We start from the raw sequence: 24,276 nt of genomic DNA, 5'->3' as shown, positions 1-24,276 counted from the left end.
GCTGAGCGGCTTGCTCCCTAAGGCCCAACGTCTAGTCAGCCGCGGGTGGGAGACACGCGACCTTCATGGCGACTGCAGGTGGCAATGGTGGCCGCGTCCCCCCTTCTATAGGTCAGAAGCTCGCCGCACGGCACGGCAATCGGATCACCGCGTTCACGAAGCGACAGCGCCATGGTGTGCAGCAGCCGTGCCCTTGGGAGTTCGCCTCGCTGGCCGGACTCGTCCCAGAAGAGCGCGCAGCGATCGCCTGGATCGTCGCCGAGGCGGTGATGCGACAGCGCTGCCGCAAGTTGCCGCATGTCTTCGCTCTCTGGCGAGCAGTGGCGCTTGGTGAAGCAGCACTCGACCCGCGCCAGCAGCGCTTGATCAAGGAGTTCGCCAGTCCCGTCTTCAAGCCTCAGACGAAGCCAAACGCAAAGCCGCACCACGGCGTCCCCGGCCATGTCGGTGAGTGGCTGTGGTACCTACTTGCTCTCGAGACGCCTGACCTGCCGGGTCGAACCACTGAGTACTTGGCTGAGCCGAAAGTGAACGTCAATGACGGCGGCGGCGACGGGCTGATCATCCGGCGTACCCGAAGCGGCTCGGGACCGGAACTGGTATTCCGGCTCTGGGAAATGAAGAAGTACACCGGCAAGGACGACTCGATCACGGCCACCGTGACCGGCGCCTGGCAGCAGCTCAGCGAGAATGGCGCCGCGTACGTGCTGTCCCAGACGGCCTGGGCAGACCGCGAGTTCGCGGGTGATCTCGGTGCGTTCGTCAGTCAGATGGTCGAGATGTGGATCGACGGCCACCCCAGTAGCGGCGCAGGAGTCAGCGTGGCCACCAACACCTCTGCAGCACCCACCGAGGCGTTCACCACCTCGCACACTCACATCCCGCACCTGACACATCCCGGTGCGCTGGAAGGGCTCGTCATCGCCATCGACAACTTCGCGGAATTCGCCGAGCACGTACAGGAGCTGGTGTGGAGCGCACTGTAGATCCACAGATCCTGGCTCAAGCACTGGGTGTCCATGAGACCGGCATCCTGCCCTCCCCCGAACAACTCGCCGCTCTGATCGCCGACATCGAAGTCGCAGCGATCCGTGCCGATTCGGAGGTGCCGGATCAGCTTCTCGGCACCGCCTGGTACCTGCACGGGGTGGCCGCCGCGGCAGAGGGCACTGAGCTGTATGACCCGGTACGGCGTAGACACGCGTTTGCCGTCAGCGCCCACATCCTCGAGCTGGCTCTGGGCGATCCCCGGCACCAGATCCGCGCCGCCGAATTCTCTGTCGACGCGGAAGCAGAACGTCCATCATCCGCGCAGCCCCCGGAAGTGATCCGAGCCCGGCGCCTGGCCATGGCCTTCGGCGCACAGATCGGCTACCGGCGTTGCGAGCAGGACCCCAACGCCACCGCGGTCTTCCGCCAGATCGACCAGACAGACTCCCTTCTGATCACTGAGGCGGCCCTGTCGAGCCACCTCGACACACTCGCCGTCGAAGCCGCAGTGGCGTTCCTGGGGATGCAGCGTCGCCGTCTCGCCCAACTGCTGCGCCGCTGGCGTTCTCAGTTCAGAGATCTCGCCCAGCTCGCCGACGCTCCCAACTTGCACGGCACCGTCTATGGACCCGCCGAAGCGGTCGTCGACGCCTGTGCGTACCTGACGCGATATCTCACCCGGGCCGACGCACCGGCATTGGAGCAGGCTCGGACCCGGCTGCGCGACGTCGTCACCGGGGAAGCGGGCATGGCCGACCGCTCGGCACGCTGGGTGGCAGCACACCTGCTGGAGTTCTTGGGACATCTGGCCGCCGACAGCCTGCAGGGGCTATTGCCCGACGGATCTCCGCCAGCCCTCGCGCGGACCTTCGCTCTGTCGGATCCACCGGTGATGACGCTGTGGCCGCCGCAACGTTCCCTGCTCAAGAAGGCCAACCCCCTGGATGAGAACACCCGCCGCCTGCTGATCAGTGTGCCCACCAGCGCCGGCAAGACCCTGATGGCGCAGCTCATCATTTGCGCCCACCTCGCCGACCACGCGGAACGCGTGCTGTACGTCTCACCGTTGCGAAGTCTGGGCCGTGAGATGCGTCAGGCACTACGCTCGCGCCTGCGCGTCCTGGGCCGGACTCTCGCTGCGGACCAGCCGGACTTTCCGGCCTCCGGAGCCCCCCTCACCAGCGCCGATAGCGACGTGGAGATCTCCACTCCTGAGCGACTGATGCACGCCTTGCGCCAAGATGCCCATGCCGCATTGGACGGTGTTGGACTGATCGTGATCGACGAGGCTCATCACATTCAGCAAGGCGAACGTGGATTCCTCCTCGAAGGGCTCCTCGCCTTCTGTCAGGCGCATCCCCGCCCGCCACGCCTGGTGTTGCTGTCCGCGGCCGTCGGAAACCATGGTGAACTCGCGGCCTGGCTCGATGATGAACAGCCCCCAGAGAAAGTGGTGTTCACCGACGCATGGCGCGGACCGCGACGCCTACACGGACTGCTTACCCCTGAACTCTTTCGCGACCAGCAGGTGCGCAGGACACTTCCGCCGCACCCGAACCGCACGCGAACCACTGAGCTCCGAGTGCCGATGGGCCTACGAATCAGTGTCCGTCCCACCACGACCGGCCAGACGTACTCGATGACCACCCGGCCGGAAGAGCCTCTGGGCACGCGCATCTACCTGGAAAAGACGCCCGGCGACACCAGTGCCAAAGCACCCGCATCTGTTCCTAACCGCACCTTGTTCGCCTTCGGAGCCGCCCACCTGGCACGAGCTGGCAGCGTCCTGGTGGTCTGCGACTCACGGAACTCGGCCAAGACGATGGCCCGCGCCGTCGCTGAGTTTCTGCCCGAACACGCTCCCGCCGCACAACTGGCCGAATTCCTCGCCGATACCCTGGGAGCCGAGCACCCCCTGATTGACTGTGCGCGCCACGGCGTCGCCTACCATCACGCCAGGCTCCCGGCCGAAGTCTTGCGCGCCGTCGAAGATGCGCTTCGTGACGACAAACTGAACGTGATCTGCTGCACCAGCACCCTCACCGACGGCGTCAATCTGCCCGTGCGCTCTGTTGTCATCCACAGCGACGTCGACGACGGCAGACCCCACCGCTGGTCGGGACGACCTCAGATGCCACCTGCCCAACTCCTTAACGCCGTCGGGCGAGCTGGCCGCGCCGGCCGCGAAAGTGAAGGCTGGATCCTACTCACCCGTCACAGCAATCCGCGTACGGCGGACTACAGCCTGCTTCAGCCTGGAGTCGACCGGCTTCACGTACTTTCCGCGCTCGGATCCGAAGACGCTCTGGCTTCCCTCGCCGAGGCGGAGGAGCTCATCGCCCAGAGCGCCAACGCTGTCCTACGTCTCGCGGCCAGCCAGGCGGCGGACTTCGCCTCATACGTCTGGTTCACGCTCGACGCGCTCTCACGCATCCCCACGCTCACCGAGCAGCCGCCCCTCGCCGCTGTCCAACGACTTCTGGCAATGCGCCAATTGCCGGACGAGCTCGCCCAGCGCTGGATGCGTCTCGCGGTCAAGGTCGCTGATGAATACGCAGCTACCGATGAAGGTGCACGCCGCCGTTGGACCACCCCTGGGACCAGTATCAGGTCCGCCCGCACCCTGGACGCCGTTGCAGAAGTCCTGACCGTACTCCTTCTGCGGGAGCCGGCAGCTCCCACACCGGTTCCTCCCGGCTTCTGGGGAGAGGCCCTCGCCGATGCTCTGGCCTCCGAGTGGCCGCTTCAACAAGCCCTGGACTTCTTTGATCAGCACAACGTCTACAGCCTTCTGCTCAGTCTCCCCGAGGCCAAGGATGCCTGGACCTTCACCGAAAAGCCGAGGGGGAGGAGCAACAAGATCACTGTCGACATCGCGGCAGCGGTGGCGGCGTGGATCGGCGGCCGCTCCATCCCCGACCTCTCCACCGACTGGCTGCCATCGCTTCCGCCCGAGTGGGCCCTGGAACAGACCGTCAGCAATATCAGCAGCACCTTCGAGCACTACCTGTCCTGGACCCTCGGCGCACTGATCAACCTTGTCAACGCCCGCCTTGAAAACGCTCATGCCACATTCCGGCTCCCGTCCACGGCCGGATGGCACCTGCGCCACGGAGTGGACACCCCCCACGCCCTCAATCTCCTGAACGCCGGTATCACGTCTCGCCGACTGGCCCACAGCATTGGCCGTTCGGCCAAGACCCAACACGTTCGCCCCGAAGACCTTCGCCAGTGGCTAACCGATCTCCATATCAACCGGTGGAAGAGCGACTTCAACGCCAACGCCTATGAGACCGGTGAACTCCTCGAGTACACCCGATTCCGTAAGCGAAGCCTGATCAACGACTTGTTGGACACCGAGCGTTGCTCTTTGCAGGTAATTCCTTTCGCCGCTGCTCCCGAGGCACCTCTAGCGGTGCGGATTCGAAATGACGCCACGGACACGCCCGATCCACTGACCGTCTCCGACGGAACCAGGGACCTGGCGCGGGTACCCGCCGACGCTCACATCGACGTGCTCACCGTCCTTGACAGCGGAATCGACATAGAGGTCACCCTCTGCCGCGACCGGCTCACCTTCCGCCTGCCGCGCTCTACCTGATCGGTTCCTCATGCTGATGGTCAGCCCGGACGGCTGCCTCGGAGGCAGTGAGTCCGCTACTGCGGCCTTGCGGGGCAGCCTCAGTACCTACCCGCCGAGCAGCAAGGTCACGGACCGTCAGGAAGCGCGCTTCAGAAGGTGAGCGGCTGGGGTGGAGAGCCCATTGGGGAGGACCGGCATGCCGGAGACCGCGGCGTCATCACAGGTGTGGGTGTGTCGCCTCACGATCCCTCGACCCAAGGCCGCCTCGCGGTGGGGAGCTCTTCGCCGGGAGGGGCCCGGGCCGACCTCCATGACAACGCGCCGCACCGGACTGAGCCCGAAACGGGACCACCGGCCACTAGGCGGGATCTCCCGGGACGGACTCATCTCCGTGTGCGCTGGCATCAGTGTGTCGTGCTTGGGATGCCGAGGACGTCGTAGAGGTGCTCGCCGTGGGCCCATCGTTTCAATTCCGGGCGGCTCATGAGGATGAGCTGGTGATGCTGGGCGAAGTCGATCGCCGGCTGCGTGAAGCCGTTGAGCGCGATCATGATCGGGAGGTCGGCTCCGTGGTGCGGGCGGGCTGTCCCGTTGAACTTCTGCACGTGGCCTGACCCGACTGGGCTCTGATACTGCTTGCACTGCACGATCAGGAGGCGGTCTTCGTCATCGCGAGCAGTGATGTCCACGCCGAGGTCACCGGCGCCCCCGACCCGCTTCGGACGCCGGAATCCCTCACGGGCCAGGAGATCAGTGCACGCCTGCTCGAAACCCGTCGCGCTCATCGACGAAAGCTGCTTCATCTTGAAGGTCAGCGCGTCCGCTTCGATCGCATCGCCAGAGGGAGCGGCGAACGTTTCGTCCGCGTTGGCGTAGGTGTTGGCGCCGAACAGGAACGACAGGATTCTGCCGAGCAGGAGCAGCATGGGCAGTCCGCCGACCACGAAGAGCCCGGTCCACCACGGGTGATCGGCTATCAGCCCCCACAAATCTACGGTGATCCACTGGCCGACATCCTCGGTGAGCCACTCCCAGAGCATCTTGCCGACGGCCAGCGCGATGACCGCATACAGCAGGAACTTCAGCAGCGGGTCGAGCGACCCGTCCTCATCGAACACCACACCTCCAGACGTCTTGGGCAGCGATCACGATCTTTGCCAGTCATGCCGCACGCCTGAATCGGCTCGGGCGGGAGCGCGCGGACAATCCGAGGAGCTCGTGCAGAGCGGCACCGTCCCCGGCCCAGCGCCGAAGCTTTTCCCGGTCGATCCAGTGGACGCCGTGCCGGTCGCCCCACGCCATGGCATCGCGGGTGAAGGCTCCGTTGGTGACGACGACAGCGTGATCGGCTTTGTGGACCGGCCCGGCCGTCCCCTTCACCGCGTACATCACAGCTGAGCCCACCTTCCCGCCGACGCGGGTGTGCTTGGCCTGCACCACGATCCGGCCGCGCTGCGGATGGTCACCGATGACGTCGGCGGCCTGGTCGCCGCCGCCACCCACTCTGCGGGCCGGCCAGCCGTCGCGGACCAGCAGATCCCGCAGGGCGTACTCGAAGCGACGGTCGTCCATGGTGTCGAACTCCGCGAGCATGATCCGCAGAGTGGCCAGCCGCTCCTTCTCCCGACGCCGCATCGTGGTCGCCTGCCTGATCCGCCACGCCGCGACGGCTCCCGTGAGCAGAGCGAAAGCCAGCAGGGCAGGCCAGGCCGCCTTCAGTGTGCCGACCGCGATGGCCGCCGTCCGCGCCACCAGGACGAGCACGGCCAGGGCGACTACAGCCGCTGCGACCAGTTCCGCGGCACCGCGAGGGCGCCGCAGACGTATCCGTCCCATCAGCGGTCGGCCGTCGCGCTGGCCGCCGGCTTCGGATCCGTCGGCGGTGTCGTGGCGGTGGACTCACTGAACCCGAACACGTGCCCCCACAGCCACACGCCGGCCAGTAAGCCGGCAATCATCCAACCGCTCATGCGCTTGGCGCTCCTGGGCTTCGGATTGCGACGGATGTGACCGCGTACCCGGTGGAACCCGTCCGGCACCTTCGACATGTTTCCCCCTCCCGTCGGTGGGCCGCGGAGCGCGGCTCATCCCAACAAAAGGATGTAGCAGTGGGCACTGACAGCAGCTGATGGGTCATCACGGCGCTACGCCCCGGTCGAGTCGCCATCAGGCCAGGAGGGCCCACACCGTCAGGCCAATTCACGGGGCCGAGCCTGAGGCAGCTCAGCTGGGCGAATGCCCTTCTCAGCTCCCAAGCGGTTCACCATGGCCCTTTCCGCCAGCCCTTACGCAGCGCGTGACTGTCCGTCTCTCACCTGCGGAAACAGCCCCGGTCACGCCAAGCGGAGCTCTGCCGACGAATGGCGAAAAGCAGCGGAAGCGCACTCACAGCCATAGTGCGCCGGCGCCGCCCCTTCAAGCCGTGGTTCTGCGACCATGACCCGGGGGCGTCACAGGGTCGGGAGGCACTGGTAGGCACTGATCAACCCGCCGCCGCGACGCCTCGGCCAACCGAGCCCCCACGGGACGAATTCTCAACGCGGTGTCGTCGCGGTCCTGCGAGGACAGCGCCACGGTTGTAGGGCCGGGCCGAAGAAACCGCCGCTGGCCTCCGCCAGCGCCGGATCCAGCCTTGGTGCAGCCCGGTCAGGACAGTCTTCTGCGGCCCGTCGTCGCCTCTCGAAGCAATGCCGAGGCCGTCATCGTCGTACAAGCGCAACATGCGAGCAGCGCTCATCACCACGAACCTTCGAACCAAGATCCGGGCCATACCCGGACCAGCCGTCCGTAGCTTGTGGCGATCGAAGCTGTTTTCGCTGGTCAAACTGCATCTGAGCCGTGTACCACCAGCAGACGAAGAACATTCTTTGCAGCTACTCGCCGAAAGCGCTGGGGCTCTTCTAGCGTCCCAAGTCTGTCCAGCGACATGGAAATTGCTCATCCATGGCCAGCCTCAGATGCGTCACCGCCGGCTCCGAGGCATTACGGCAAATAGTCGACTCGGCCGCGCAGCCTTTTCTCCGGACCAGTCACGGACCAGATTGCCGCCCAGGTGAGGCAGGTGGCAACCGCGCCCCTGCCGACCTGGCGACCCGCGCTGTCCCCTGCCGCCTGGTACTGGGACGAGCGGCATCGATGGTGGGTCCTGAAAGTCGCGGCGATGCCGGTGTCAGGCACCTGAATGCGTGGATTCGGCTCGGAGGGGTGTCGTCAGCGTGGCCGTGTCAACGGAGAAGACGGTGTCGCAGCGGTCGCGGACGTAGTCGTTGTGGGTCGCGATGACGACAGCGCAGCCTGCCTCGCTCATCTCGCGAAGAATTTCCACGACCATGACGGTGTTGTCGTGGTCGAGAGCTCCGGTCGGTTCATCGGCGAGGACGAGGGCGGGCTGCTTGACCATGAGTCGGGCGAGCGCAACACGCTGCTGTTCCCCGCCGCTGAGGAGATGGATCTTTTCCTTCTCCCTGCCGGCAAGCCCGACGCGGTCGAGGGCCTCCGCGATGGTGACTCTCGAACTGTTCCTCAGACCCCGACGCGGCTTGACGGCGGCCTCCAGGTTGGCGGCGACGGAGGCGTTCTCGATCAGGGCGTAATTCTGGAAGAGGTAGCCGAGTACTTCGCGACGAAAGCGTCGGACTCCGCGCCGATCGAAGCGGGTAATGTCCTTGCCGTCGTACAGGATCGCGCCCGTGCTCGGAGATTCCAGGAGGCCGAGGCAGTTGAGGAGCGTGGATTTTCCCGATCCGCTGGGGCCGACGAGGGCGAGCATGGCACCCCTGTTGACGGTGAGGTCGACATGGGACCACAGGGTCCGTCGACCGAAGGATTTGGAGAGGTTCTCGATACTGATCACGGCAGTGCTCCTGCGGGGGGAAGGCGTGGGGGCGTTGGCAAAAGTGGTCACCCTTCGGTTGCCCCTTCCTTGACGATGCGGCGGTGGAAGACGGCCAAGGCGAGCAGCACAGCACCGGCTTCCAGGGCGACCAGCCCGCCGGTGAGGCCCAGGTCCAGCGCAGTAATCTGTGCGGGCTGGCTTGGTGCGGGGATACCGATGGCTGTGTACTGCTCCAGTTCCTGGTTCTGCTGCCACACCTGGAACGGAACCCAGGCGACCAGGAGAAGGGCGAGGATCCCTTCGACGGCGAGCACGGAGCGGTGGCTGGCGACGAACCTCCAGCCGCTGATGTGTTTGACGAAGATGGCTTGGGCGTTCTTGCGTGAGTACACGATGCACACACCGATGCCGGTAATGATGAGCACCGTGACGGCGATGCCGAGATTGAACAGCTGCATCCGCAGATCGTTGACGGCATCCCGCATCTGCAGTGCCGCGTTCTGCCCGACGGGGCGGATGGCGATCACGTACGTCTGCAGCGCCTTCGCGTCGATCCCCTTCTGGATGTCGACCGGGTCCGGGAAGACCACACCTCCCTGCGTCGCGAACGAGGTGTAGGCGTTGTCGGTGAGGTACGTCGACCCGTTGGGGACCACCAGCAGAACCGGGTCGTGTACGAGGGAGCGGTCTTCCTTGGTATTGCGTGCCGCCGTGTGGACCTGCTCCCCGGAGTTGTAGCCGAAGACCTGCTGGCCGCTCGCCGCCTGGAGCGTCTCGATTTGATCGGCCTTGATCCGTTCGCGATGGCCCGGGCTGAGGGTTCCAGGTATCTCAGCGGCGATGGTCGGGGCATGCCGGCTCAGGGAGGCCGGGACGATGAGCCGCACCGGGCGGGAGTCCGGCGAGTTGCCGTCCTTCGGGGCGGGGGCGTAGCGACGGCCTGCCGGATCGAGGAAGGGTTGTCGGTCGAGGAAGGTCTCATTGACGATGAGCATTTCACCCTGGGGGAGGCCAGCTCCCGGGGCGAGGTCCTGGAGGTCCCGGCGGCCGGCGACGATGAGCTCGCCTGCTGCGTCGGACTGGCGCAGCCACTGCCCCACCCTGCCCTCCAGTGTCTTGGTGTCCTCCTCGCCCAGACTGCCGTTGAGACGGATGGCGGCGGTGTCGCCCACCTTGGCGTAGAGCCGGCGACTGTCCTGGCGGGAGAGCACATCCTGGGCCGCGAGCACGGTGGAGGTGGCGATACTGAAGGCGAGCAGGAGAGCGGGTACCCGCACGAGGTAAGCGGAAGTGGATGCGGCCCGGGCCGGCAGCTCGCCCTTGAGGGCGCGCAGGACATCGGTCCTGAACGTCAGGGCGAGCATGGCCGCGTGGGCGGCGAGGACCAGAAGGACGAGGAGGCCGGCGATGCCCGTGGCCACCGAGGTGAAAAGGCCGAGCCAGGCCAGGCCGTTGTAGACGGCTAGAACGAACAGGGCGCCGGCTGCCACCGCGGTGGCGGCGATCGTGGCGAACCCTGCCAACTGGCGGAGATCTCGGAAGAGGATGTCCGTGAACGACCTGCCTTGCAGGCGCAGCACCCCGTACGCCTTCGCGTTGAGCAGGACACTCGCACCGGTCATGGTGATGGCGGCCAGGGCGACCACGGCGAAGGACAAGACCAGGATGCTGTCCGCGTAGAAGGGGGTCAGTTCTTCGAAGGAGAGCGGGTGGTGAATGCTCGCTCGCAACCCGAGGTCCCTGAACTTGGCTACCAGGGCATCGGATGCCGCCGGCGACCCGAACACGTAGTAGTAGCCCCGCGGGTCCCGTTGCCCGATCTCGGCGAGGGGGTGGACCTCGGTGTGGAGGTCCCGGCCGAACGCCGGATAGCCCTGCGTCAGCCACGACGCTGCTACCGAGTTCGGGGCGCCGGTGGCGAGGTACAGGTGCCGAAGACCATCGGGATTCCGCAGATCGGGCACCTCACGGGCCACCGTGACCTTGTGCTGGGCGGCAAAGGCCGCCACGCCGCGCGCGACGTCGGAACCGCTGGCGGAATCGTCGGAGTCGAGTACCCAGACCACAGCCGAGTGACCCAGTACGTAGTCCTCGTCCAGCCCCCGCACGAACAGAAACGCCACCAGTGCGGAGAACGCGAACACGGCGGCGTAGACGAACTTGATACCTCGGTGCAGCAATCGAATACCTAGGTCGGAGTGGTCGGGTGAGCATGCGCTGGGACAGCGCGAAGACCGTCGGTGGGGCCGATTGTGTGGGGACCGGCTTGCCGGTCCCCACACAGTCCAAGCGGCTACGGAACGTCCGACGCATCCGAAGTCATGCGGTGTCTCAGTCGCAGTTGGAACGGTAGTACGACTCGTTGCCCCACATCGCCTCCGGTGCCGACGCATAGGACGTCTTGTCCTTGTCGACGTTGCCGCTCTGGGCGAGGTACTTGCCCTTCGCGGAAGAGCCGTGGCACCGGTCGGGGTGGTAGTAGTTCGAATAGACGAAGTCGCTGCTGTTGGTACCGAAGTACCAGGTGCCGCCACTGACCTTCGACGTACCGGCCATCGCCGGGGTGGCGAGGCCCAGGACGATGACGCCCGCCGCGAGGGCTGCCTTGAAACGCGTACGAGTCTGCATGTTCAGCTCTTTCACAATCAGTTCAGGGATGCCCCGAGCGTGGAGGGGCAGGATCACGGGGCGGTACGCAGGGCGACCTGGCGTCCGACGCCGGCGCCAGCGCCGACGCCCGGACACCGGCTTGCCAGGTCCGCCTCACGCGGCCCGATGGCATGGAGAGCCTGAAGAGCTCTTAGCTGCAGTTGGAGCGGTAGTACGACTCGTTGCCCCACATCGCCTCCGGTGCCGACGCGTAGGACGTCTTGCCCTTGTCGACATTGCCGCTCTGCGCAAGGTACTTGCCCTTCGCAGACGAACCGTGGCACCGCTCCCCGTGGTAGTAGTTCGAGTACACGAAGTCGCTGCTGTTGGTGCCGTAGTACCACGTGCCGCCGCTGACGTCCGACTGCGCAGCCACCGCGGGAACCGCCGCGCCCAGGACGATGAAACCGGCCGCGACGGCGGCCTTGAATCGACTGCTGACCTGCATGTTTGACTCCATTTCCATGATCAAAATCGGGAACCGGCATCAATGTGACAGGTGGGTAAACCGAAGGTCAACAAGAAAAATCACGACGGCTTGAAACCTACTGGCCATCAGCGACGCGCTTCCCCAGGTAACGGCTTGGGGCGCACACATCCAGCCATACCAGCAGGTCAGCGGCCTTCGTGATCTTTGGCCGAAAACACTTGCCCTCTGCAACCAGAGTTGCTCATGGCGCAGAGCCGTGCACGCCGGTGAACTGTTCCAGCACTCCTGCGGTCCGCTGACGGTCCGGCGCCAGGACCATCACGGGCAGTCCTTGCCTCCAGGGGCGGCACCGTCGGGCCCGCAGCGACGCGAGCGGCGGCTCCCCCTCCGCCCTCTCCACCCCGGCCGTGGTCACGGCCGGGGAATCGGCGGCGGAGGCCGCCCGGGCCTCGACCAGTCCCTCCCGCGCGATCACCTGCCGGTCCAACTCGATATCCGTGGCCCCCAACACCTCAGCCATCCCCCGCCGGCCCGCACCCCCCGAGCCCCTGGGAGTAGGTCATCAACCCTGGGGAGGGGACGACAAGAGGCGACCGACACGAATCCCCAGGGCGGTCGGCCGACCCGAAAGACAGGGCAGCGGGACAGGACACACGACGCGAATGAGACGACGGGGCCCGCACGCAGTCTGTACGGCGAGGCGACGGGAACGTCAGCATCCGGAACAAATTCCGGACCGATTCCGGTCCAGATCGCACCAAGGAGCCGCACCAACTGCCGTTTCCGCTGGTCAGCGTGGGTGCAGTTGCTGTACCACCAGGAGACGAAGAACCTGCTGGTGTCGTACTCGCCGAAGAAGCTCGGGTTCTTCTAGGGCACGAAAAGAGGCGCCGGACCTGGGCGTTCGCCCGGCAGGCGCCTCTCAGTCGCCCCAGATGAGGAGGGGGTGCGTCCACCCCGGCCCCGGGGGTGCGTTTTGCCTGCTCCCGGACGCCGGCTGGGGGCGAGGTTCTCTCCTCTCCTGGTGCAACCGGAACAGGGGCCCACCGGTGCGGCGTACAGCACCCTGGAGGGCTGCCGTCTCCGAACCTGCCGGCGGGGTGCGTCCCTGCCCGACCACCTCGCCGGAGGCGGAACAGGTTCAGCGGATGGCCGTCGCCGTCTCCCGGACGGGGACCGCGGTCCGTCGTCGTTGCCGCCGCGGGGAGCCGCGTCGGTCGCGCCTCTCCTCACCTGCCTCCCGCGACCCTCGAGCGGACCTTGCCGCGGGCGTCGGCGGCGTCATCGGCGAGCAGGGCCAGCTGGGCGAGTTCGCGGCACTCCGCGAGGGTGTGGGCGGCCAGTGCCGCCCGCACCTCGGGGAGCGAGGCGGGCGCGGCCGACAGGCTGGTGATGCCGAGGCCGACCAGTACCAGGGCGAGCGCCGGGTCGGCGGCCGCCTCACCGCACACGCCGATCGGACGGCCGTGCTCGGCTGCGGACCGGGCGGCGGAGGCGACCAGCGTGAGCAGGGCCGGCTGCCACGGGTCGAGGAGCTCGGCGAGGGAGCCGAGCGTGCGGTCGGCCGCGAAGGTGTACTGGGCCAGGTCGTTGGTACCGATGCTGAAGAAGTCGCAGACCTCCGCCAGCCGGTCGGTCCGCAGGGCGGCCGCCGGGACCTCGATCATGGCGCCGGCCAGCGGCAGGCCGTGCGCGCGGACCCGGGCGGCGAACTCGGCGGCCTCAGACGGGACCGACACCATCGGGGCCATCACCCAGACCTGCGCGGCGCCGTCCCCGGCGGCCTCGGCGATCGCGGCGAGCTGGGTCTCCAACAGCTGGGGGTCGCGGGCGGCCGTCCGCAGGCCGCGGACGCCGAGGGCCGGGTTCTCCTCATCGGCGGCCGTGGCGAAGAGCAGCGGCTTGTCCGCCCCCGCGTCGAGTGTGCGGACGACGACCCGGCGGCCGGCGAAGGCCGCGAAGACCCGCCGGTAGGCGGCGGCCTGTTCGGCGAGGCCCGGTGCCTCGGCGCGGTCCAGGAAGAGGAACTCGGTGCGGAACAGGCCCACGCCCTCGGCGTCGGCCGCGGCCGCGCCGGGCAGCTCGTGCGGCGCTCCGAGGTTGACGAGGAGTGCGACCGGATGGCCGTCCGCCGTCCGGCCCGGCCCCTGGACCCGGGCCGTCAGCTCGCGGCGGCGGCGCTCCCGTTCGGCGGCCCGCCCGAGCGACTCCGGGCTCGGGTCGGGCTGGACCACGCCGTCCGCGCCGTGCACCAGGACCTGCCGGCCGTCCTGGAGCTCCATGGCGCCGGCGCAGCCGACCACGGCGGGGACGCCGAGTGCCTTGGCGAGGATGGCCGTGTGACTGGTCGGCCCGCCGCGGACGGTGACCAGGGCCAGCACCCGGGCGGGGTCGAGCAGCGCCGTTTCGGCGGGCGCCAGGTCCTCGGCGACCAGGACGTACGGGTGTCCCGGGTCGGGCAGACCGGGCACGGGCAGCCCCAGCAGGTGCGCCACCGCGCGGTCGCGCAGGTCGTCCAGGTCGGCGACGCGTTCCGCGAAATGACCGCCGGCGGCGGCGAGCGCAGTGCGGAATCCGTCGAACGCGGTGGCGAGCGCGTGGGCGCCGTCGGTGCCCTGTTCGGCCAAGGCGGCCGCCGCGTCGGCAAGGACCGGATCGGCGGCCATCATGGCCTGCGCGGCGAGCACGTCGGAGCCGGGGCCGCGCACGCGGGCGGCTCGCTCGTCCAGATCGGTCACGACCGCACCGAGGGCGGCGCGGACCGCCGCCGCCTCGGCGGCCGGGTCGGCGACGGGCCTCGGGGCGGGCAGCGCCGGTACGGACGCCATCCGGGCGACCGGGCCCGCCGCGCTGCCCGTGCCGACGCCGATCCCGCGGATCGGATCGCTCATGCCGCTGCGTCGAGGTCGGAGGCGAGCAGGTCGGCGAGCGCCTTCAGCGAGTCCTGGGCCTGGTCGCCGGTCGCGGTGAGCTCCAGGGCCTCGCCGCAGCCGGCGGCGAGGGCGAGGACGGAGAGCAGGCTGCGGGCGTCGACCGGGACCTGCCCCGGGCGGCCGACGGTGACCTTGACCGGCTGGCGGACGGCGGCCTGGACGAACAGCGAGGCCGGGCGGGCGTGCAGGCCGCTCCGGGAGCCGACGGTGACCTGGATCGAGTGCATGGGAGGTCCTTGGAGGAGATGAGTGGAGGAGAGACGAGCGCCGACCCGGGTGGGATCCGGGTCGGCCGGGGAGGGGGCCACGGTGGCCGGAACCCGGTCTCCGCGGTACGGGGGCGGTGGCGGAGGGCCGGGCGGGCCGTGGTTTCAAGCCCGTCAGCGTGTTGTTTCGATTGGTTCTACGTCCGATCGGCGAGCGATGTCAACACATTCGGGCAAACTCAAAGATGAGCGCAAAGCCCGTACGACCTCTTGCTTTTTCGGTCGGAGCGCGTATGGTCGGCCTGAAGCAAGCGCGAACAGACATGAAACGGACCCAATCCCACATGTACGCACCCGAGCGGCAGCAAGAGATCCTCCGCCTCGCGCAGAAGCAGGGCAGGGTGGACGTGCCGACACTCGCCGAGGACTTCGGCGTCACGCAGGAGACCATCCGGCGTGACCTGAGCGCCCTCGACCGGGCCGGTCTGCTGCACCGGGTGCACGGCGGCGCGCTGCCCGCCGGTGCGCTGCACCTGGAGCCCGGTCTGGCCGAACGGGACTCCACGGCCGCGACCGAGAAGGAACGCATCGCCAAGGCGGCCCTCGACCTGCTGCCCGCGGAGGGCAGCGTGATCCTTGACGCCGGGACGACCGTCTCCCGGCTGGCCGGCCTGCTGCCCGCCGACTCCAGGCTCACCGTCGTCACCAACGCGCTCCCGGTCGCCGCCCGGCTGGCCGACCACCCCGGCCTCACCCTCCACCTGGTGGGCGGCCGACTGCGCCACCGCACCCAGGCCGCCGTCGACGCGTGGGCGCTGCGCGACCTGGCGGACGTCCACGCGGACGTCGCGGTGATCGCCACCAACGGCTTCTCCCCGGAGGGCGGCCTCTCGACGCCGGACCTCGCCGAGGCAGCCGTGAAAAGGGCCATGCTCGCCGGTGCCCGGCGGGTCGTCCTGGTGGCCGACTCCTCCAAGTACGGCGCCCGCCACTTCGCCCGCTTCGGCTCGCTGGACCAGGTGGACGTGCTGGTCACGGACACCGGGCTGACGGACGAGCAGGCCGCCGGAATCGAGAACCACGGACCGGAAGTCATCCGCGCATGATCGTCACCATCACCCCGAACCCCAGCCTCGATCGCACCTACGAACTGGGAACCCTCGTCCCCGGCGAAGTCAACCGGGCCGCGCACGACCGGCTCGATCCGGGCGGCAAGGGCGTCAACGTCTCCCGCGCGCTCACGGCCGCCGGCCACCGCACCAGCGCGGTCCTCCCACTGGGCGGCCTCTCCGGGCAGCTACTCGCCGACCTGTTGCGCCACCAGGGCATCGACGTCGCGGCGGTCGCGATCTCGGGCGACACCCGGATCAACGTCTCGATCGCCGAGGACGGCGGCAGCCTCACGAAGATCAACGCCTTGGGCCCCGAACTCAGCGCCGCCGAGTCGGCCGCACTGCTTGCGCTCGTCCGCGACGCCCAGAAGACCGGACAGGGCACCGGGAGCGACGTGCAGTGGCTCGCCTGCTGCGGCAGCCTGCCCCGCGGTCTCGCACCCGAGTGGTACGCGGAAGTGGTCGCCCAGGTGCACTCGGGCGGCGCCAGGATCGCCCTCGACACCTCCGGTCCCGCGCTGCTGGCCGCGCTCTCGGCCCGCCCCGACGTGGTCAAGCCCAACCGGGAGGAACTCGCGGAGGCCGTGGGCCGCCCGGTCCGCACCGTCGGCGAGGCCCTGGACGCGGCCGGGGAGCTGCGCGAGCGCGGCGCCCAGCAGGTCCTCGCCAGCCTCGGTGCGGACGGGATGCTGCTCGTGGCCGAGGAAAGCTGGTACGGCACCGCACCGGTCACCGCCGTCCGCAGCGATGTGGGAGCGGGCGACGCCTCGCTCGCGGGCTTCCTCGGCGCCGGCGGCACCGGCCCCGAGGCCCTCGTGGCGGCCCTGGCGCACGGCGCCGCCGCCGTACAGCTGCCGGGGAGCGTCATGCCGACCCCGGCCCATCTGGACCCGGCCGCGGTGGTCGTGACGGCGGACCTCCCGCTCGACCGACCGCTCCGCGGTTGAGAACTGCCTCCTGAGGACGGCGTCGTCATCGGGAGGCAGCACGCCCGACCGTGTGGGACGGAAGGGCATCGATTCCCGGGGGCAAGGGACACTGTCAGGAACCAGTCGAAGGATCGACACGATGACCGACACGATGAGCGAGACCAGCGGGCTGATCACACCCGCACTCGTCGATCTCCACCTCGCCCCCGAGGACAAGAACGAAGCCCTCCGCGCCCTCGCCCAGCGGCTGGTCGCCGAGGGCCGGGTCACCGACCTCGACGGCTTCCTCGCCGACGTCGCCGCCCGGGAGGCCCAGGCCCCGACCGGGATGGGTGACGGGATCGGCATCCCGCACTGCCGCTCGCCCCACGTCACGCAGCCGAGCCTGGCCTTCGGCCGCAGCGCCCGGGGTGTGGACTTCGACGCCCCGGACGGACGGCCCGCCGACCTGATCTTCATGATCGCGGCTCCGGCCGGTGCGGACGACACTCATCTGCAGATCCTCGCCGCGCTGGCCCGCCGCCTCATGGACCCCGCTTTCACCGGCGCCCTGCGCGACGCCGAGAGCCCGAGCGCGGTCGCGGCGCGGATCAACGGCGAGGAGGCACCGGCTGCCGTTCCGGAGACGGCCGAGGCTTCGGAGGCGTACGCGGCCCTGAGGACGACCGCCGTTGCGCAGGGGGCCGCCTCCGACGGCGGGCTGCGGCTCGTCGCAGTGACCTCCTGCCCGACCGGCATCGCCCACACCTACATGGCCGCCAAGGCCCTGGAACTGGCCGCCGCCCGGGCGGGCGCGCGGATCCAGGTCGAGACCCAGGGGTCGGCCGGGACGACGCCGCTCGGCCCCGAGGTCATCGCGGCAGCCGACGCGGTGATCTTCGCCCATGACGTGGAGATACGGGACCGGGCCCGCTTCGCCGGCAAGCCGACCGTGGACGTGGGCGTCAAGGCCGGGGTCAACCGTGCCGACGACCTAATCGCGCAGGCCGCCGGACTGGTCACCGAAGCCGGCGGCGGCGCGCGTACCGCCACCACCCCGGTCGCCGCGCCGAGCGCACCTGCGGGCGAGCACTGGGCGCAGCGGCTGCGCACGTACCTGATGACCGGCGTCAGCTACATGATCCCGTTCGTCGCGGCCGGCGGGCTGCTGATCGCGCTCGCCTTCGCCATGGGCGGCTACCAGATCGCCTCCGCGCCGTCCGTGCTGGGCCACTTCGACTGGACCTCCTCGCACAGCTGGGCGGCGATGCTGTTCCAGACCGGCAAGACCTCCTTCGGCTTCCTGGTCCCCGTCCTCTCGGGGTACGTCGCCTGGGCGATCGCGGACCGGGCGGCACTGGCCGCCGGCATCGCCGGCGGTGCCGTCTCGGTGGCGGTCGGCGCGGGCTTCCTCGGCGGCATCGTGTCGGGCCTGGCCGCGGGCTTCCTGGTGCTGTGGATGATCCGCTGGAACGTGCCCCGGGCGATCAAGGGCATCATGCCGGTCGTGGTGATCCCGCTGCTGTCGGTGGCGGCGGTCGGATTCCTGATGTTCGTGGTGGTCGGCTCGCCGATCGCCTCGGCGATGAACGGCCTGACCGACTGGCTGAACGGCCTCTCCGGCTCCAACGCGATCCTGCTCGGTGTGCTGCTCGGCGCGATGATGGCCTTCGACATGGGAGGTCCGCTCAACAAGGTCGCCTACACCTTCGCGGCCGGTGTGCTCACCACCGCGGGTACCACCCCGGACGCCGGCAGCCTCAAGGTGATGGCTGCCGTGATGGCCGCCGGCATGACCCCGCCCCTGGGCATGGCCCTGGCGACCGCCGTCCGGCGCAGGCTGTTCACCCCCGAGGAGCGGGAGAACGGGAAGGCCGCCTGGGTGCTGGGCGCCTCGTTCATCACCGAGGGCGCGATCCCGTTCGCGGCGGCCGACCCGCTGCGGGTCATCCCGGCGGGCATCGCCGGCAGCATGACCGCCGGTGGCCTGGCGATGGCCTTCGGCTCCACCCTGCGTGCCCCGCACGGCGGGATCTGGGTGCTCCCCCTGATCGGCAGCCCGTTCCTCTACCTGGTTGCGGTCGCGGCGGGCACGGTGGTCACCACGGCGGTGGTGGTGCTGCTCAAGGGAATGCAGAAGTCCGCCGCCCCGGCGCCCTCCGCGTCCGCAACCCCTGCCGGGAAGCAGCCGGCCGCCGTCTGACCGACGGGCCCTGCGATGCCTCCGGGGTGGCCCGGCCGCCCGGTGGGAACGGGCGGCCGGGCCAGGAACCCCGCCGGTCTCGGCGGCGAGCCGGTCGGAACCCTCTTGGAACGGTGGGCGGAGTGTCTGCCGGCCACGAGACGGACCGTAGGGGCGGTCAGGCGTCCGTTCCGTCGTTCCTCTCGGTCCACTGGACCGCTCGCGGAACCGGTCGTGGCCGGTCGAAGGACGCGTCAGCTGACCCGGAGGCCGACCGCCAGCGTCAGCTCGAGGACCCGGTGCGGCGATGCGAGATCCGGAAACAGCTCCCGCAGCTGCGACATCCGGTAGCGGACGGTCTGGGGGTGGACGAACAACGCCGCCGCCACCTCGTCCCGCCTGCCCTGGTGGAGCAGCCACGCCCGCAGCGTCTCCTCCAGCCGCCGTGCGGTCGCGGCGGGCAAGGTCCGCAACGGTGCGAGGGCTCGGGCACGCAGGTCTGCGAACGCGTCCGCGTCGGCGCTCAGCACCAGCTCGGGCAGGTGGTCCTCGGTGTCGCGGATATCGGAGGAGAGGGAGCGCGCGCGTACGGCTCGTGCGTACGAGGCGGACGCACGGGTCCATGGCCGGGCCGGACCGACCACGGCGCTGCGGTCGGTCAGCTGCCGCAGGAGATGCGACCGGTCGGCGTCGGGAACGAGCAGCACACCGGAGGCGTCCGGCAGATCGTCGAGGACGAGGGTGCCCGGGTCGAGCGCGCGGTAGGCGGGCCGGGCCTGGGCGGCGGGCAGCAGGACCGCGGTCAGCGAAACCGGGGGCTGCCACCCGGCCCGCTGAACAGAGGCCAGCAGCACGTCCGGGTTCGCGCCCGCGAGGAGGTCGCGGGCCAGGTGTTCCAGGTGGCGCTCGTGCTCCCGGCCCCGGGCGGCCAGTTCGTCGGCGTGGCCCGCGGCGCTCGCGGCGGAGAGCTCGTCGATGTAGGCGAAGGTCAGCTCGGCGAACTTGGCGACCTCGGCGGCGGGCAGACCCGCGGGTACGGCACCCGCTGCCAGGCATCGCCAGGCCACGCGGGCACCGACGCGGTAGGCGCTGAGCAGGGCGTCCATCGAACGGCCGTCGCGCACCTCGCCGCGGCCCAGCTCGTAGGCTGCGTCACCGGCGTCGCCGCCTGTGGCGTTCCCGCTCGCGAGGTCCAGGTAGTGCCCCAGGGCGGTGCGGACGGCTCGCCGGATGGTGACGCCCATGCGGCCCGAGAGGGCGTTGGCGTAGGGAGGGACCTCGTCGATGATCGCCTGGACGACCTCGTCGGCGGTGGTCCTCAGCGCGGCCCGAAGTGCGGTGACCGTCGTCTCATCCAGTGCCAGTTCGGTGACCCTCCGGATGGGATTGCTCATGTTTATTCCCTGCGAACAATTCAGCCGAGCAGATTTACGTCCTACGGTCAGGACTTTACGCCTTGAGGCACATCAAGCTGGGGTCATGACGAGTGCAGCCCTTCGCAGTGGGGCGTGGAAACTGCTGGAGATGGTCACGACGCCGCTGCTGCCGTCGGACTACCTCGACCTGGTCAGCCCGCTGCGTTCGGGCGCTGACCTGCGTGGGCGCATCGAGGCCGTGCGCCCCGAGACGGGTGACGCCGCGACCATCGTGATCAGGCCGGGACGGGGCTGGCGCGGTCACACGGCCGGTCAGTACCTGCGGATCGGGGTCGACGTCGACGGGAGGCGCCTGTGGCGTGCATACTCCATCACCTCGCCGACCCACCGCCGGGACGGCCGGGTCACGATCACCGTGAAGACGGTCCCGGGCGGCAAGGTCAGCAACCACCTGGTCCGCAGGACGAAACCGGGCACGCTGGTCCAGCTCGGCCAGGCAACCGGTGACTTCGTACTGCCGCAGGCCAAGCCCGCCAAGGTGCTCTACCTGACGGCCGGCAGCGGCATCACGCCTGTGATGGGCATGCTGCGTGACGTCGAGTTCGACGACGTCGTCATGGTCCACTGCGCACCGCAGCCGCAGGACGTGATCTTCCGTGACGAACTGCACGACCTGGTGGCAGACAAGAAGCTGCGGCTCATCGAGGTGCACACCGACACGGACGGCAGGCTCGACGTCTCCCGCCTCGACGAACTGGTGCCCGACTGGACCGAGCGCGAGACCTGGGCCTGCGGGCCCGCGGGCCTGCTCGACGCCGCCGAAGAGCTCTGGCGCGAACACGGCGTCCACGAGCGCCTGCACACCGAACGCTTCCGCCCCGGCATCGTCGTCGCCGGTGACAGCGGCGAGGTCACGTTCAGCGCCACCGGCAAGACCGCCAACGCGGACGGCGCCACCCCGTTGTTGGACGTCGGCGAGGAGGCCGGCGTGCTCATGCCGTCAGGGTGCCGCATGGGCATCTGCTTCGGCTGCGTCACGCCGCTCAAGACAGGCGCCGTCCGCGACCTGCGCACCGGCGAGATCACCGAGGCCGAGCCGGGCGTCCTCATCCAGACCTGCGTGTCCGCCGCGGCGGGCCCGTGCACCATCGAACGGTAGGAGCACCTTGACCGCCATCGACCCCACCGCCCACCTGACCGCGGAGCAGATCGAGGAGCTCGGCCGCGAGCTGGACGCGATCCGCGATGAGGTGATCGCCGGCCGCGGCGAGAAGGACGCCGCCTACATCCGCAAGGTCATCTCGGCGCAGCGCAAGCTCGAGCTGGTCAGCAGGGGCGTGCTGCTGTTCTCGTTCTTCCCGCCCGCGTGGCTGATCGGCACCGCCGGGCTGTCTGTGGCGAAGATCATGGACAACATGGAGATCGGCCACAACATCCTGCACGGGCAGTGGGACTGGATGCGGGATCCGAAGATCCACTCCACCACCTGGGAGTGGGATCACGTCTCGCCGTCCGACCAGTGGAAGCACTCGCACAACGAGCTGCACCACACGTACACCAACGTGATCGGCAAGGACAACGACCTCGGCTACGGCATCATGCGCGTTGACGAGGACCAGAAGTGGCACCCGTTCCACTTGGGCCAGCCGCTGTGGAACTTCATCAACGCCTGCTTCTTCGAGTACGGCATCGCAGCGTACGACCTGGAGCTTGGCAAGAACCTGCGGGGGCGCCGCCGCAAGAACCCGGAGTTCCGCACGCGTGCCAAGGCCGTGGGCCGCAAGATCCGCAAGCAGGTGCTCAAGGACTACGTGATCCACCCACTGCTGTCGGGCCCGTCGTTCCTCACCACCCTCGCTGCCACGTTCACCGCGAACCTGGTCCGCAACATCTGGTCCCACTCGGTGATCATGTGCGGGCACTTCCCCGAGGGCGTGCAGGTCTTCGAGCGCCGGTCGATCGGGGGCGAGACCCGCGGCCAGTGGTACCTGCGCCAGATGATGGGCTCGGCGAACATCAGCGGCGGCAGGGCCGTGCACTTCATGACCGGCAACCTGTCGCACCAGATCGAGCACCACCTGTTCCCGGACCTGCCGAGCAACCGGTACGCCGAGGTCGCGGTGAAGGTCCGCGCGCTGTTCGAGAAGTACGAGCTGGAGTACGTCACCGGGCCGCTGCCCAAGCAGGTGTTCTCCGCGTGGCGCAAGGTCTTCCGGCTCTCGCTGCCGAACAAGAAGCCCCAGGTCAAAACGCCGGACCGCGAACAGGAGCTCGTCGCTGCCTGATCCCCGGTATCGGTGCAGATCTATCGGCCGTACCGGCGGCACCGCCGGGTTCGGTGACGCCGCGGCCGAACGGTCGACCGGGTGCAAGGCCGCGTACTCGAGGGGCGCGGACGGGTCGCTGGACATGTCCAGTGGTGCCGGGTCGGAGCCGACCCGCACCAGCAGGTCACCCCCAGCTGCGATCATCGCCCGTTGCCGGTGCACAGGGTCAGTTGCGCGACCCGGAGTTCGACTCCGGCGGCCGCACAGCGCTGCTCGGCGAGGGCACGCACCCGCGAGTCGGCGGCGACGCCGCCCACGACCACGAGGGTGGCCCTCCCGGACCAGTCACGGACCGACAACCATGCCCCGATAGATCCTGGACGACAGGATTGCGGCATTCGGCCGGCCCAATCACAACGGGACCCGCCACAGCAACAGGGGCTGCGATCAGGGCCCGGCGGTGCCCACAGGTCCGGGCGGTGCCGGGTGCGGCCCGGTGTGCTCACGGCCTCAGGAGCTCCACGACCGCGTGGGTGTCCTTGTAGAAGGCGTCGATCTCGATGATTCGCGCATCGCGAAAGGTGTAGAGCTCGACGACTTCGGTTTCGAGGACCCTTCCCGTGGCGCGGGCGGTGAACTTGGCCTTGGACCGCGAGATCACGGTGTCACCGTCCTCCATCAGCCTCACGTCGCTGAGGCTCAAAGCGGCCAGGCCGAAGACCGTCTCCGCCAGCCGGATGAAGCCCTCGGGGCCATGGAAGTCCCCCGAGTAGGGCAGGCTCTCCGCCTCATGGATGACCACCTCGGGGTGCATGAGGCGGAGTGCCTCCTCGATCGCGCCCGACTCGATCAGAGCGAGGAAGCGCTGCAGCGTCTCGGTGTTCCTGCCCATCATCCGTCCCTTCGGTGCAGGTCTGCGGTCTACGGGCTCATACCGGCGGAGCGTGGGGGTGTCGTGCGGGGATGCGCAGCGAAAGAGAGGGAACGGTTCAGCCAGGTTCGGCGGTGTGCGCCTTGGCTGTGGGAGCGCGGCGGGGTTCGGGCCCGCTCAGGTGGAGGGAGATCATGTACAGGATGGCGGCGCAACATGCCAGGCTGGCGAGTCCGAGTACGGGCACCATCGGTCGGGATACCTCTCCGTGCACCGCGATCATCCCGGGCCATCCGGCGACGACCAGGAATCCCATGAAGCCGCTGCCGATGACGGGGAGGGTCAGGAGCCAGGCCGCGCCGTGCAGGCGGCGTCCGAGGAAGTAGAGGAGCGCGCCCATGAGCATGCTCGCGGTCACCATGGCCGTCTCCCACATCGGGGATGCCCCGAGGACCAGGAACGGCTGCTGCCCCGCATACCGGTAGAGGCCTGCCACGCGGATGAGGAAGACCTCGCCGATGAAGTCGCTCGCGATGATGGGCGCGATGGAGATCCAGAGCTTCCTGCGCGGCCACTGTTCGTCCAGGGCGACGAACGTCAGGTATGCCGGCAGGGCGAGGAACAGCGGGTAGGTGGGGAAGACCCAGAGGGACTCGTCCAGCTCGAAGAGCCGGTGGACGTTCGGGGAGATGGCCACCGGGGGCGGGAGTTTGATGTTGGCGACGAGGTCCAGTCCCGGGGAGGTCAGGAATCCTATGGCGGATCCGGCGACCAGGATGAGCAAATGGCATCGGCCTTTGCGTCGCCATTCGTGGACGCCCCAGACGGTCAGGGCGATCGCGGAGAGGACGCCGAGGGCCAGGCCGATGACCGTACCGGCAGTCTGTGATATCGCGGGCATCTGAACCTGCTCTCACGTGGAGGCCGATGGTGG

Annotated in this window: 20 protein-coding genes and 1 pseudogene; 7 read left to right on the top strand and 14 right to left on the bottom strand. The window is 68.9% G+C overall.

The features are described 5' to 3' along the window. Positions 1-65 precede the first annotated feature (65 nt). Complete coding sequence (locus tag ABZ924_RS08920) at positions 66-986, top strand: hypothetical protein (protein ID WP_145870759.1); 921 nt, start codon at positions 66-68, stop codon at positions 984-986. Further along, positions 971-4,591: a DEAD/DEAH box helicase gene (locus ABZ924_RS08915; RefSeq protein ID WP_361906069.1), complete on the top strand. Its 3,621-nt coding sequence runs from the start codon at positions 971-973 to the stop codon at positions 4,589-4,591. Before ABZ924_RS08920 ends, ABZ924_RS08915 begins: the two co-directional genes overlap by 16 nt. A 386-nt stretch (positions 4,592-4,977) precedes the next feature. Here ABZ924_RS08915 and ABZ924_RS08910 read toward each other — a convergent pair whose 3' ends face one another. From ABZ924_RS08910 to ABZ924_RS08865, 10 genes are all read right to left on the bottom strand, one after another. After that, positions 4,978-5,691 (bottom strand): restriction endonuclease, encoded by a 714-nt coding sequence (locus ABZ924_RS08910; protein ID WP_361906067.1) that lies wholly within the window; start codon positions 5,689-5,691, stop codon positions 4,978-4,980. A 43-nt stretch (positions 5,692-5,734) separates the two neighbouring features. Further along, positions 5,735-6,409 (bottom strand): restriction endonuclease, encoded by a 675-nt coding sequence (locus ABZ924_RS08905; protein WP_361906065.1) that lies wholly within the window; start codon positions 6,407-6,409, stop codon positions 5,735-5,737. Continuing rightward, complete coding sequence (locus ABZ924_RS08900) at positions 6,409-6,621, bottom strand: hypothetical protein (RefSeq protein ID WP_361906063.1); 213 nt, start codon at positions 6,619-6,621, stop codon at positions 6,409-6,411. Before ABZ924_RS08900 ends, ABZ924_RS08905 begins: the two co-directional genes overlap by 1 nt. A 1,121-nt stretch (positions 6,622-7,742) precedes the next feature. Next, entirely contained in the window at positions 7,743-8,426 is a 684-nt protein-coding gene (locus ABZ924_RS08895; RefSeq protein WP_361906061.1) for an ATP-binding cassette domain-containing protein, read from the bottom strand. 47 nt (positions 8,427-8,473) lie between these two features. Next, positions 8,474-10,588 (bottom strand): hypothetical protein, encoded by a 2,115-nt coding sequence (locus tag ABZ924_RS08890; RefSeq protein ID WP_361906059.1) that lies wholly within the window; start codon positions 10,586-10,588, stop codon positions 8,474-8,476. 151 nt (positions 10,589-10,739) lie between these two features. After that, positions 10,740-11,036 carry a lactococcin 972 family bacteriocin gene (locus ABZ924_RS08885; protein WP_361906057.1) on the bottom strand — a complete coding sequence of 99 codons (297 nt, stop codon included), beginning with the start codon at positions 11,034-11,036 and terminating at the stop codon, positions 10,740-10,742. Positions 11,037-11,208: 172 nt separating this feature from the next. Continuing rightward, a complete protein-coding gene (locus ABZ924_RS08880; RefSeq protein WP_361906055.1) occupies positions 11,209-11,505 on the bottom strand; it encodes a lactococcin 972 family bacteriocin in 297 nt (98 codons plus the stop codon). Positions 11,506-11,728: 223 nt separating this feature from the next. Then, complete coding sequence (locus ABZ924_RS08875) at positions 11,729-12,007, bottom strand: hypothetical protein (RefSeq protein ID WP_361906053.1); 279 nt, start codon at positions 12,005-12,007, stop codon at positions 11,729-11,731. 709 nt (positions 12,008-12,716) lie between these two features. Beyond that, positions 12,717-14,378: a phosphoenolpyruvate--protein phosphotransferase gene (gene ptsP / locus ABZ924_RS08870; RefSeq protein WP_361906051.1), complete on the bottom strand. Its 1,662-nt coding sequence runs from the start codon at positions 14,376-14,378 to the stop codon at positions 12,717-12,719. Beyond that, positions 14,375-14,647 carry an HPr family phosphocarrier protein gene (locus tag ABZ924_RS08865; protein ID WP_361906049.1) on the bottom strand — a complete coding sequence of 91 codons (273 nt, stop codon included), beginning with the start codon at positions 14,645-14,647 and terminating at the stop codon, positions 14,375-14,377. Before ABZ924_RS08865 ends, ptsP begins: the two co-directional genes overlap by 4 nt. Before the next feature lie 323 nt (positions 14,648-14,970). On the opposite strand from ABZ924_RS08865, the gene ABZ924_RS08860 reads away from it, so the two are divergent. The 3 genes from ABZ924_RS08860 to ABZ924_RS08850 all read left to right on the top strand — a co-directional run bounded on the left by ABZ924_RS08860 (position 14,971) and on the right by ABZ924_RS08850 (position 18,849). Then, positions 14,971-15,732 carry a DeoR/GlpR family DNA-binding transcription regulator gene (locus ABZ924_RS08860; protein ID WP_361906047.1) on the top strand — a complete coding sequence of 254 codons (762 nt, stop codon included), beginning with the start codon at positions 14,971-14,973 and terminating at the stop codon, positions 15,730-15,732. Then, positions 15,729-16,685: a 1-phosphofructokinase gene (gene pfkB, locus ABZ924_RS08855; protein WP_361906045.1), complete on the top strand. Its 957-nt coding sequence runs from the start codon at positions 15,729-15,731 to the stop codon at positions 16,683-16,685. The genes ABZ924_RS08860 and pfkB overlap by 4 nt, the downstream gene beginning before the upstream one ends. Before the next feature lie 121 nt (positions 16,686-16,806). Beyond that, positions 16,807-18,849 (top strand): fructose-specific PTS transporter subunit EIIC, encoded by a 2,043-nt coding sequence (locus ABZ924_RS08850; RefSeq protein ID WP_361906043.1) that lies wholly within the window; start codon positions 16,807-16,809, stop codon positions 18,847-18,849. A gap of 233 nt (positions 18,850-19,082) precedes the next feature. On the opposite strand, the gene ABZ924_RS08845 is transcribed toward ABZ924_RS08850, so the two are convergent. Beyond that, positions 19,083-20,222: a helix-turn-helix domain-containing protein gene (locus tag ABZ924_RS08845; protein ID WP_361906041.1), complete on the bottom strand. Its 1,140-nt coding sequence runs from the start codon at positions 20,220-20,222 to the stop codon at positions 19,083-19,085. Positions 20,223-20,307: 85 nt separating this feature from the next. Here ABZ924_RS08845 and ABZ924_RS08840 point away from each other — a divergent pair, with 85 nt between their 5' ends. Then, complete coding sequence (locus ABZ924_RS08840) at positions 20,308-21,363, top strand: ferredoxin reductase (RefSeq protein ID WP_361906039.1); 1,056 nt, start codon at positions 20,308-20,310, stop codon at positions 21,361-21,363. A gap of 7 nt (positions 21,364-21,370) precedes the next feature. Continuing rightward, positions 21,371-22,489: an acyl-CoA desaturase gene (locus tag ABZ924_RS08835; protein WP_361906037.1), complete on the top strand. Its 1,119-nt coding sequence runs from the start codon at positions 21,371-21,373 to the stop codon at positions 22,487-22,489. A 69-nt stretch (positions 22,490-22,558) separates the two neighbouring features. Here the strand turns inward: ABZ924_RS08835 and ABZ924_RS08830 are convergent. From ABZ924_RS08830 to ABZ924_RS08820, 3 genes and pseudogenes are all read right to left on the bottom strand, one after another. Next, positions 22,559-22,800: pseudogene (locus ABZ924_RS08830) on the bottom strand (tRNA (adenosine(37)-N6)-threonylcarbamoyltransferase complex transferase subunit TsaD); the annotation flags it as partial. 173 nt (positions 22,801-22,973) lie between these two features. Further along, complete coding sequence (locus ABZ924_RS08825) at positions 22,974-23,363, bottom strand: nuclear transport factor 2 family protein (RefSeq protein WP_361906035.1); 390 nt, start codon at positions 23,361-23,363, stop codon at positions 22,974-22,976. Between the two features lie 97 nt (positions 23,364-23,460). After that, positions 23,461-24,243, bottom strand: coding sequence for a hypothetical protein (locus ABZ924_RS08820; RefSeq protein WP_361906033.1), 783 nt, complete (start codon positions 24,241-24,243; stop codon positions 23,461-23,463). Positions 24,244-24,276 lie beyond the last annotated feature (33 nt).

The organism is Streptomyces sp. NPDC046876 (assembly GCF_040645035.1).
GTDB lineage: Bacteria > Actinomycetota > Actinomycetes > Streptomycetales > Streptomycetaceae > Streptomyces.
This window is presented reverse-complemented; position numbering and strand designations above follow the sequence as displayed.